This window comes from Providencia sp. PROV_01, from assembly GCF_053098325.1.
The window spans coordinates 1,585,003-1,595,450 of the sequence record NZ_JBRFKD010000002.1 but is presented as its reverse complement, the minus strand read 5'-3'; the positions used below and the strand labels follow the sequence as shown (position 1 = coordinate 1,595,450).

The 10,448-nt window shown below is 39.6% G+C and carries 9 protein-coding genes; 6 read left to right on the top strand and 3 right to left on the bottom strand.

Annotation, left to right across the window (positions count from 1 at the left end; all coding sequences use genetic code 11):
• Nucleotides 1-551, bottom strand: a 551-nt coding sequence (locus ACU696_RS07820; RefSeq protein WP_272659393.1) for an Rpn family recombination-promoting nuclease/putative transposase, incomplete at its 3' end; no start/stop codon positions are given.
• A gap of 317 nt (nucleotides 552-868) precedes the next feature.
• On the opposite strand from ACU696_RS07820, the gene ACU696_RS07815 reads away from it, so the two are divergent.
• On the top strand, nucleotides 869-1,405 hold the full coding sequence (locus tag ACU696_RS07815; RefSeq protein WP_042851643.1) for a GNAT family N-acetyltransferase: 537 nt from the start codon (nucleotides 869-871) through the stop codon (nucleotides 1,403-1,405).
• 50 nt (nucleotides 1,406-1,455) lie between these two features.
• Here the strand turns inward: ACU696_RS07815 and ACU696_RS07810 are convergent, their stop codons facing one another.
• On the bottom strand, nucleotides 1,456-2,079 hold the full coding sequence (locus ACU696_RS07810; protein ID WP_109912738.1) for an SDR family oxidoreductase: 624 nt from the start codon (nucleotides 2,077-2,079) through the stop codon (nucleotides 1,456-1,458).
• Between the two features lie 484 nt (nucleotides 2,080-2,563).
• On the opposite strand from ACU696_RS07810, the gene ACU696_RS07805 reads away from it, so the two are divergent.
• From ACU696_RS07805 to ACU696_RS07795, 3 genes are all read left to right on the top strand, one after another.
• Nucleotides 2,564-3,310 (top strand): Slam-dependent surface lipoprotein, encoded by a 747-nt coding sequence (locus ACU696_RS07805; RefSeq protein WP_004913462.1) that lies wholly within the window; start codon nucleotides 2,564-2,566, stop codon nucleotides 3,308-3,310.
• A gap of 79 nt (nucleotides 3,311-3,389) precedes the next feature.
• Nucleotides 3,390-4,844, top strand: coding sequence for a porin family protein (locus ACU696_RS07800; RefSeq protein WP_209102442.1), 1,455 nt, complete (start codon nucleotides 3,390-3,392; stop codon nucleotides 4,842-4,844).
• A 25-nt stretch (nucleotides 4,845-4,869) separates the two neighbouring features.
• Complete coding sequence (locus ACU696_RS07795) at nucleotides 4,870-7,833, top strand: TonB-dependent receptor domain-containing protein (RefSeq protein ID WP_196723738.1); 2,964 nt, start codon at nucleotides 4,870-4,872, stop codon at nucleotides 7,831-7,833.
• Between the two features lie 77 nt (nucleotides 7,834-7,910).
• Here the strand turns inward: ACU696_RS07795 and ACU696_RS07790 are convergent, their stop codons facing one another.
• Nucleotides 7,911-8,357: a GNAT family N-acetyltransferase gene (locus tag ACU696_RS07790; RefSeq protein ID WP_004913470.1), complete on the bottom strand. Its 447-nt coding sequence runs from the start codon at nucleotides 8,355-8,357 to the stop codon at nucleotides 7,911-7,913.
• 811 nt (nucleotides 8,358-9,168) lie between these two features.
• Here ACU696_RS07790 and ACU696_RS07785 point away from each other — a divergent pair.
• Nucleotides 9,169-9,957: a DUF3100 domain-containing protein gene (locus tag ACU696_RS07785; RefSeq protein ID WP_004913472.1), complete on the top strand. Its 789-nt coding sequence runs from the start codon at nucleotides 9,169-9,171 to the stop codon at nucleotides 9,955-9,957.
• Between the two features lie 12 nt (nucleotides 9,958-9,969).
• On the top strand, nucleotides 9,970-10,446 hold the full coding sequence (locus tag ACU696_RS07780; protein ID WP_004262394.1) for a hypothetical protein: 477 nt from the start codon (nucleotides 9,970-9,972) through the stop codon (nucleotides 10,444-10,446).
• The last annotated feature ends 2 nt before the right edge of the window (nucleotides 10,447-10,448 follow it).

Genomic DNA, 10,448 nt, shown 5'->3' with positions numbered 1-10,448 from the left:
TATTTATGTTTCATCGCTAATTCCATTACTGCTATTTTTCGATGGTTAACGAGTTCATTATCATCAATAACGGTAATATCTACGAGTGGAAACGGTTGTGTGTATAACTCATGTGCAATCTCTGGTAATGGAAAACACTCCGTCCAAAGTTGTGTATATGGATAAGGCGAACGCCCCCCATGGTAAAATAATATAGGCACAACAATGGGTAATGTTGTATTTCCTTGCTGCATATGCTGATTCATCGCTAAAAACGCATAATGCATTAAACGCCACGCCATAAGTTTATCGGGGGTTGATTGGTGTTCAACTAAAAGATAAATATAACCTTCCCCTTGAGAGGTTCGTACTGAATACAATACATCCGATAACCGTGAGCGAAGTTGTTTATCAATAAACGAGGAATTTGTCAGCGATAACGTATTGAAATCACATAATGATTTTATATGTTCCGGTAAATGAATTTCAAAGAAGTCTCGTGCATTTGCAATGTTTGTCATAAATCCTTTAAAAGCCGCATCATGTATCGTTGATGTCGTTTTTTTCTTCATTCAACAATCCTTATTGAAAAGAGCAACGACCACACAATAAAGCAAAAAATTCAGTTTGTCTGTTCAGTATAACCATGTGATAAAAATCGAAATTTTTGAAAGAATCGATATTCATAACCTTAATATTACATTAATGAAAATAACGTTTGAGTAATACCACAAAATATATCGATGGCTTTATTAAAAAACACCAAAATAGCTTTTAGCACTAACGCATTCAAACCATCATAGTCAATTTTGATATGCTATATACTTTGCTCCTACAAGCTTAACGATTTTTTATTTCAGCCCTCTTTACAATTATTCCATGGTGCTAAATGACAATAGAATATAAAAACAAACACACATCTCAACTTTCAGCAGAGAATAGAGAGGCATTATATTTCATGCTATTTCAAAGCTTTGAGCAAGATTTTACCCATGATGATTTTGAACATGCTTTGGGGGGAATGCACGTCTTGGCTTATGACCAACAACAAATTATTGGCCACGTTGCTATTATTCAACGTCATATGGCAATCGGTAATACTCCAATAACGGTTGGCTATGTTGAAGCGATGGCGGTACGGGAAAACTACCGTCGCCAAGGGATCGGCAAACAGCTTATGCTGGCTACCAACCAAATTATTGCCGATTGTTATCAACTGGGTCTGCTTTCTGCATCAGATCAGGGCTTCCCTGTATATCAATCTGTCGGCTGGCAGGTATGGAACGGGCCATTATATGAGCTCAATCAAAGCCATTATATCCACTCTGTCGATGAAGAAGGTGGCGTCATGGGGTGGTCAAAAAACAATTTAATTGATTTTTCACAACCCCTATATTGTGACTTTCGCAGTGGAGACCAATGGTAGCCCTATTTGTAATAAAAAACAGATAAGCTACACAAATAACCTTGTTTTTATTAAGCGGGTACCAACCCCGGCTGTACTACGCTATAAATTTGTTTTTTCAATTCACCTTGCTTAGCCAACTGATAAACATGCGCAGCAACATCCGCACGCATCACTAAGCCATGAACTTCAACCTCTTGTTGAAGAACTGCTTTTCCCGTTGGCTCACCATGTAATAACCCACCAGGGCGAACAATCACATAATCTAATGAGCTAGTTTGTAACCATGACTCCGCAAGGGATTTTTCTCTCACAGCCTGACCAAATGCAGCGCGTGACCGGGCAGACAAATAAGGCCATGAATCCCCACAACCTAATGATGTGACTAACACCATACGAGATATCCCAGCTTGTTCTGCACAATCAATCACCGTACGGTGAGCTAAATAATCTTGACTCCCTCCCATGGTTGAAATAACCGTGGCAGTTGTTCCTGCTGCATGACAAGCAGCCTTAACCACTTCACTATCACAAGCATCACCAATGAAGACTTGCGCACCTACCGCCTCCAATGCCTCTGCAGACTGCTTATTACGCACAACAACGATGACAGGGCGTTTCTTTGCAATTGCCAACTGAGCAATTTGACGACCAACACCTTTTCCACCCGCGCCAAAAATTAACCATGGAGCCATATCTTTATTCCTTTATATTTTGAGTGATTATAAACCTAGCTGTGTACCGTAAAGACAAAATTACCACAACAGTAATGATAATGCGCATTGTTTGCATTTGTTTTTTTTTGATTTATTTACCCCACCATTGTCTACGAACGATGATGAAATAATAAACAACATCAACTTTAATGTTTTTAATGTAATCCATTCAATCAAACGCATTAAAATGTGACTAATTTAACTTTTTTATCAAAAAATAATTACCATTAAAATTGATAATCCAACAAATTAACTACAAAAATAAATCGTAATATCAACCACTAACAGCAAGATCAATATCACTATCTCATTGATACCCATAATTATTTTAATGTTAATGCGAAGAATTATCATTTGCATTTATATTATTATTTGATTTAATACAACTCGTCATATATATGCGAAATAATAATTTCTTAATCAATAGTATCGTTAATATCTTTAATAAAAATGGAGTATTTCGATGAAAAAGTTAAATATTATCGCTCTAGCACTCGCAACCTGCACAGTAACTTTTGGTGCTTCTGCAGCAATCGGTTCTGGCCAAAGCCAACCTTTCGATGCTAATCAGCCTTCCGTCCGTGTTGGTGCAACAGAAGGAACCGGTGGTGGTCATGGCGGTGCTGCGGGTGACCCAGGTATTGGTGTGCAATCTGTTTATGGTGGAAAAACCATTTCTTTCTCAGGCTTAACTCGAATGGCACCAATACAGGCAGGAAATGAAGCACATGTTATTTCCATGCCTAATGGACCTGGTTCGCATGACAAAATGGGCGTTTTTAACTTTGCCAAAATTGCAGATGCAGAAGTCTATTTTGGTGAATGGTCATCGACAGGACAAGTTAGTGACACCACACATACCGCTTACTATTCTGGCAAGGATGTCACCACCAATATGCCTACAGCTGGCACAGCGGAATACTCCGTTAAAGGAATAAGCCAATACAATGGAGGCGCACTAACCGCAGGGACTCTGACAGCCAACTTTGGTACTAAATCCTTAGCAGGGAATATTGGTGCAACCAATATTGATGCCACCATTAAAAACAATGCCACTTTCGCCGGGGCGGCCACTCTTAATGGTGAATCAGGCTCAACAAATGGACACTTCTTTGGCGATCAAGCTAAGCATATTGCTGGTGTCACTCAATTTGAAGATCACAGCAAAGATATGGCCTTTGGTGGAAGCCGTGGGAATATTTCCCAGTAACCCGTAAATCAACCTTGGTGGCCAACCATAAAGCGTGACAGGCAGTTGGCCACTGCCTTTTATTACCGAAGCTAATCCTATGCGATATCTGTTATTAACTCCTGCTATAATGATGCTTATAGCCGCATTCTCTGCATTTCCAGCCAGCTTGGACACTGACCGAGAACAATTGTTATGGCAAAAAGACAAACAAAACTATCGTGATAAAAGTGCAGTAGTCCCCAATAAAGACCAATTGCTTCTCCCAGATGACCTATCAATTAACTTAAATGGGGAAAATTATGCCCTTGAGAATAATGCCCAAGACCTCGGGCAAGCCATTTATCTGGCAATTAACCACAGGCAATTTGAAGACGTACAGCGCTTATTACCCCGCTACCAACAACTCGCTGATGCGGATCCACTACTCATTTTATTTGCAAAAGCAGAAATTGCTAAATCGCAAAATCATTACCCTGAAGCGATTGCCCACTACCAACAAATATTGGCACGGTCGCCAAAGTTTCTTCGCATAAAATTAGAACTGGCCCGGGCTTATTTTGAAGATAACCAAAATAAAGAGTCTTTGGCTTTATTCCAAAATTTAATCAACGATAAAACACTCGCATTACCTACGAATGTGAAGCAAACCATCCAGCAATTTATTAGTGCTATCGAAAACCGCACCGCTTGGACTGGCAGTCTCTCCTTTGGCTATAAATACAACAGTAATATCAACCAAGTTCCAGATAAAAATAAAGTTTGGGAAACGCCAGGGGGAACCTGGAAAATGGCTAACCCCAAATCATCACCGGGACTCACCTATGATGCAAGTCTGAGTAAAATTATTCCTATCTCGGGCTACCATTCCCTGCAAATCAAGGGGACATCTTATGGTGACCGCTATCCGCACTATGCTGAATTCAGTGAAAACACGTCTTCTTTAGCAACTTTATATCGTTTTAATGATGCGAACACCACTATCGCATTCGGCCCATTAGTTGAGTTAAAAACGGTCAATGAAAAGCGCCGTTATTTAGGCATAGGGGGAAAAATTGAAGCTGACTACCAATTTTCACCTCGTGTGCTCCTAAGTACCTCCGCTGACTACCAACAACTTCATTATCAAAAACCGTATGACAGTGCCAATGGTAATCGAAGTAGCCTACATCTAACCGGTGTCTATGGTATTACCCCAGATACCTCCCTCTTTTTGGGGGCTGATGCGACTCGTCTCACCACAGAAGTTCGTAGCGATGATTATGACCAATTGGGTATCCGAGGCGGCTTTTATCACGTGCTAACACCCGATATTCATTTACTGGCACTTGCAACTTACCGAGAAAGCCAATTCAAGGCCTTCAACCAAATGTTGAATGTTAAACGCCATGATAGAGAAGCGATGTATTTTGCGCGTCTTAGTTTTCCAAATTATTCATTGCTCACATTTACGCCTTATACCAGTTACCGCTTTCGTGATAACCGCAGTTCTGCAGATGGAATTTACTCCTACTACCAGCACGAAATTTCTATTGGGTTAGAAACCCGTTTTTAAGCGTTATGGCATAGAGAAAAACACAATGTATAAATACAAATTAACACCTATTACTACTGCAATTATTACTGCTCTTTTTATTCCAACAACCGCTTTAGGGGAAAAAGAAGAACACATCGGCACCATAACTGTTCAAGATTCAGCAAAAACTATCAAAGAACGGGATCAACAAGGTTACGATGATCAATATGATGCTAAAGGTTCTAAAATTTATTTAGGAAAAGACCTTGTTGAGCGCTATAAAGGTACCAGTACCGCGGATGTGCTTAATAGTGCAGTTGGTGTCTATAGTGGTGATGCAAGAAACAGTGGCGCGTTAGACCCGAATATTCGAGGCATTCAAGGGCAAGAACGTGTTCCTGTCACGGTTGACGGCACAGAACAGTCGTTAACCGTTTATCGGGGTTACAATGGGGCAAACAACCGTAACTATGTGGACCCAAACCTCATTAGTAGCATTGAGATTGAAAAAAGTGGTTCTCTTGCTGGTGATATAAAAACCTCTGTAGGTGGTGGGATAGCCATCAGAACCATAGGAATAGATGACGTTGTTGCACCGGGTGAAAAATTTGGTGTCAGCTTAAAACTAGAAACCAGCAGCAATTCTACTCGTGAGCGTGTTCCCCACTTTGGTTATGGCGAAGATTACCGAGATCACCCTGAGATTTATAAAAATAATAACTATGTTTTCTCTGATCCAGTCGTCAACATCACACCGAAATCCCGAGGAAGCGCTCAATTCTTTAATTTTAAAGATAATGGCGGAAGAATAGCGGTTGGGACTCGACAGGAAAAGTTTGATTTAATGGCCGCCTATGCTTATCGCCGGCAAGGTAATTATTTTGCGGGGAAAAATGGCGCTCACCGTTATAAAGAATCGGTTCAATTAAATGAACAACAAACAGTACAGCAACAGCTTGGTCCAGACCCTTACTTACCTTTTGCTGCCAATGTATTTCACCCCGGAAAAGAAGTTACGAATACCTCCAATGAGTTGGAATCCTATTTAGTTAAAACTAATTTATATCTCACTGAAAACCAAACATTACATCTTGGTTTTCGCCGAAGTGAAAGCACCTATGGTGAAATCATGCCATCACGTTTAGGATTTGCTGAGCTTGAAGGAAAACAAGTATTACCCCAATGGCCATTAGCTCACTTTACGGTCAATGCTTATAATGCCGAATATAAATGGAAACCTGAAGATAATCAATGGATTGACCTAAACGCAAATGTGTGGATGACCCATTCCGTAGGGGATACCAATACCTCAGGTGGCTACCCACGAGAACCCAAAGAACGCGATTGGGGCTTCGAGTATGGTTATGGTGGTGGAAAAGACCCTAACATTGATGGTTCATTAATTAATACCGCAGCAACTAACTCTGAGAATGACCGTATTGGCTTTAATTTGCGCAATACCATGGCACTCACGCCCGATCTTGATTTAACGATCCGCGGTTCAATGCTCAAAGAAAAATTGGACTCTAACGACGTACCGCCATCTCAAACCGCCAGCCCTTTTATTGCCCTTCCTCGTAAAGGTCATCGCCAAGAAACCAGTATTGCCTTTAACTTTAACTATCGCCCAACGAGCTGGTTAGAACTGGATGCGGGAGCAAAATATATTGATGGCTGGACAGAAGATGATTATTTAAAAGAACAAATGCGCAATCGCACCAAGGGCTTCCAAAACCCTGACGAGCGCCTTGCTAAACAAATAAATTACAACCGAATTTTAACCAAAGAAGAGTATAACGAGGCTGTTGCCAATGGCTACCAAGCGTTTAATGGTGGTTATAAAAACAGCCAAATATTACTTAAAACATTAGGATTGGAAGATACCGACTATACCGTTTTTATTACTAAAAGAAACAACGCTCAGCGCCCAGAAGAAAATGGTGTTTTAGACGTTAATTTCCGCGCCGAATGGAAATCAGATAGCGATGGACGCTATACCACCAAAACAAACCCTTTCCATAACGGTACTTTTGACTCTCAAGCTCGTGCTGTTGACCCTGTTACTGGCAAGGAAGTTTATGTCTATGGTTCAAGTTATTCACACCCAGCCGATGACATCAAGCGCGAACTCACTGAAGAAGAAAAATGGAAATTCTCAGGCAAACAAAAAAGCCATGGCTGGGCTCCCGCTTTTGGTGCCAATATTTGGTTATCTGATAACGACCGGGTTTATGCACGCTATATAGAGACGGTTCGCTTACCGAGTATTTTTGAAAACAGCATTGGGTTTGCAGGGGAAAGTGAAGCCCGTAAAGAGAAAATGTTATTTAAACCCGAACGTGCAAAAACCTTTGAATTTGGTTATTCACGTAATTTACAAGGTTTACTCGGCGCTGAACGCCACGCTGACGTGAAAATAGGCTATTACCATACTGTCATTGAAAATGCTTTTGACCGTGATGGACGTCTTAATTTTGTTCAAGTAAAAGAACATAAAACAGCAGGAATTGAAGCTTTGGCACGCTATGATAATGGTGGTGTATTTATGGATATTGGTGTCGATTACCGCCTCAAAAATGAAGTCTGTGATGATTCGGCTCCAGCCAATCTTGACCCGGCTAATCGCTATAATATCTCCCAATGTACAACTGCAGGTTTCCCTGGCGGTTTTTTACGTACACAATTACAGCCTAAATATGCCATAAATTCCAACCTAGGCATGCGCTTTATGGATGAGGCCCTCGAAGTGGGAACACGCTTACGTTATACCAGTAGCGTACAAAATAAAGATGAACGCAAACTGATGCAGCAGTTCCCGGGGAGTTATTCGATGGCGAATAATAGCCCAATGCACTGGACGCCTACCTTTACTGCAGATGCCTACGCAAGTTACCAAATTGACAAAAATATTAATGTCGAATTCTTAGTGACCAACTTAACTGACCGTTATTATATCGACCCACTGACGCGCAGTATGATGCCAGCCCCCGGGCGCACACTACGCTTAGGATTAAATGCGCAATTTTAGATAAATATTGTAGGTTTATCGCTCTACAAATATCCGCTGCTAACTATAAGTTGGAGCGGATATTCGTCATTTCAGCACTAAAAAACTAGCCGCATAATGGTTTCATCAAATTCATCTTGGTCAACAACGGAAAAACCAAACTGTTCAAAAAATGGTTTCATCATGTCATTGCCTTCGATATAACAAATTGATACTGATTGATATTTACCTAAGCTTTTTATTTCATCGAGAACAAGTGGAATAGCCAGAGAACCAAAGCCTTTTCTTTGGTGTTTAATATCAATCATCAATTGGCCAATAAAAACCTCTTCGGGCCGACCATTTTCATGGTTTGAATAATATTGAACAAAGCCAACGGGCTCATTATCAACATAGATACCACGATTAATATAGTAATCAAAAAATTTTGAGGCTGCGATTGACTCTGAGTTAAGAGCCACAAAGTCTTCCTGTTCTTTAGTTATTTCAAGACAGATGATATCCACCCAATTATCTTTGGTGATATCTTTTAACGTAATAGTCATAAACACCTTTCTTTTGGTTTGCCGTTCACAATGCCGCTGCGATAAAAAGACGACTTAGTGTAAATTAACAACAAACACTTTTTTGTTCGCGCAATTCGTGCCTTTATATTTTTCGATATTCAATAAACAAATAACAGGTAAACATGTTACGGATAACATGAATTTCAGCAAATAGACTAAAATAAAATTTCGACTCATTTATTGCTTTCAAATTAAGAAATATTCAGAATTGAGATCCATGTCAAATATCACTGCCGAATACAATATTATTGTAAAATATCAAATTTTTTTGAAGAAAATTCGCAAAAACACATCAGTACATTAAACTGATAATCAAACTCAAAATAGGCTAAAATAAAAACGAAAACTCAAAAAAACCACAATAATATCCAATTAAAATTCAATTTTTATCATTATATAAATTTAATAAAAATAAAACCTTGCTATAAAAAAATAAATAAAACCTGAACAACCTCACATTTACTGGGTATTTGATAATTCCTCGCATTAACACACCAAAAAATCAAAATTACTTATGAAACAGCATGTTAAATAATTAATAATAATTTGTATCAATCTGAAAAATAAAAATATTTTTAATATAAAAATGCAAAAATATTTCAATAACTACATCTTTATTAATAAATATTAATTTATTGATTTTAATCATGCCTTTTCGGCATGGCTAAGAGACTTTCGGAATATTGTCAGGAAAATAGTTTCATGGATAGTATGAATACGAAAATGATGCATTTTTATTATAAATATATACGAAAAACTCTTAAAAACATTTCCAATGAAAGGTAACACTATGGGTATATTAAAAGATAGTAAGTTGCTTTTGGTTAGCTTACTTATCATTCTTCTTTCGGAAGCTATAGGGCAAATTAAAATCAGTTTAGTCATGGTTTTTCCAATGCTTTATTCCATGTTGATGGGTGGTATTATCAGTTTTCCAAAATTCAAAATCCTCAGCGAAAAAAATATGGCACACGCGAGCTCGATAATGAGTGTTGCGTTAGTTATCTTAATTGCAAAATTAAGCACCTCCGTTGGTGCATCTTGGGAAAAAATAATTCAAGCCGGTGGCGCATTAATCTTGCAAGAAGTCGGCCACTTTATCGGTACTATTTTGCTCGGTTTACCGCTTGCTATCATGTTAGGCATGGGCCGTGAAGCCGTTGGTGCCACCTACTCTATCGGTCGTGAACCTAATATTGCCATTATCGAAGCCAAATATGGTTTAAGTTCACCAGAAGGCCGCGGCGTTATGGCAATGTATATTTGCGGGACGTTATACGGTGCAGTTTGGATGGGTGTTATCGCCAGTGTTATCGCAGGACTCGATATTATGAGCCCACTTGCTTTAGCCATGGGTGCTGGTGTGGGTAGTGGTTCGATGCTAGCAGCATCTGTTGCCCCATTATTGGAACTTTATCCTGAACACGCCGCAGATATTCAAGCATTCTCATCCTCTGCAAACTTGATGTCTTCGGTATTAGGTCTGTACATCTACATCTTCTTCTCCTTACCGTTTGCCTCTTTCTTGTACAACAAGTTGAAAAGAAAACGTGCAACCGCATCAGCAGATACAGAATAAGGATATAAGATCATGAAAAAGATGGCAGAAATTGCAATAATCATCGTGTTAGTCATCATCTTCACTTCACTGGGTGATGCACTCGGCGGTTCAATTTATGGCCGTGGTAGCTTTGGCGCAGTCTTTAGTGACTCACTTATCGCCATGGCATTATTAGGGGGTATGTCATTTGTGGCATACTTAATTGCACAAATCCCACCTTTAGGTAAGTTACCCGTGATTTTCTGGGTATCTTTAATTGCGGCGGGTCTGTGTTCACCGTTATTCCCTTACGATAAAGAAATGATCGCAATGACAGGTAAAATCTCACTTGCCGTCATCAGTACGACAGTACTTGCCTTTGCTGGTCTTTCACTCGGTAAAGATATCGACAAATTTAAAGCCATTTCATGGCGGATCATCCCAGTTTCACTGGCGGTCTTTACGGGAACATTCTTATTCGCTGCACTTATTGGTCAAGTGACACTTTCATGGAGCGGCGTTATCTAACA

What these genes read in the sequence shown, in the direction of transcription:
- ACU696_RS07815 (WP_042851643.1), top strand. Translation starts at nt 869, where the DNA reads ATGACAATAGAATATAAAAACAAACACACATCTCAACTTTCAGCAGAG.
- ACU696_RS07810 (WP_109912738.1), bottom strand. Translation starts at nt 2,079, where the DNA reads ATGGCTCCATGGTTAATTTTTGGCGCGGGTGGAAAAGGTGTTGGTCGT.
- ACU696_RS07805 (WP_004913462.1), top strand. Translation starts at nt 2,564, where the DNA reads ATGAAAAAGTTAAATATTATCGCTCTAGCACTCGCAACCTGCACAGTA.
- ACU696_RS07800 (WP_209102442.1), top strand. Translation starts at nt 3,390, where the DNA reads ATGCGATATCTGTTATTAACTCCTGCTATAATGATGCTTATAGCCGCA.
- ACU696_RS07795 (WP_196723738.1), top strand. Translation starts at nt 4,870, where the DNA reads ATGTATAAATACAAATTAACACCTATTACTACTGCAATTATTACTGCT.
- ACU696_RS07790 (WP_004913470.1), bottom strand. Translation starts at nt 8,357, where the DNA reads ATGACTATTACGTTAAAAGATATCACCAAAGATAATTGGGTGGATATC.
- ACU696_RS07785 (WP_004913472.1), top strand. Translation starts at nt 9,169, where the DNA reads ATGGGTATATTAAAAGATAGTAAGTTGCTTTTGGTTAGCTTACTTATC.
- ACU696_RS07780 (WP_004262394.1), top strand. Translation starts at nt 9,970, where the DNA reads ATGAAAAAGATGGCAGAAATTGCAATAATCATCGTGTTAGTCATCATC.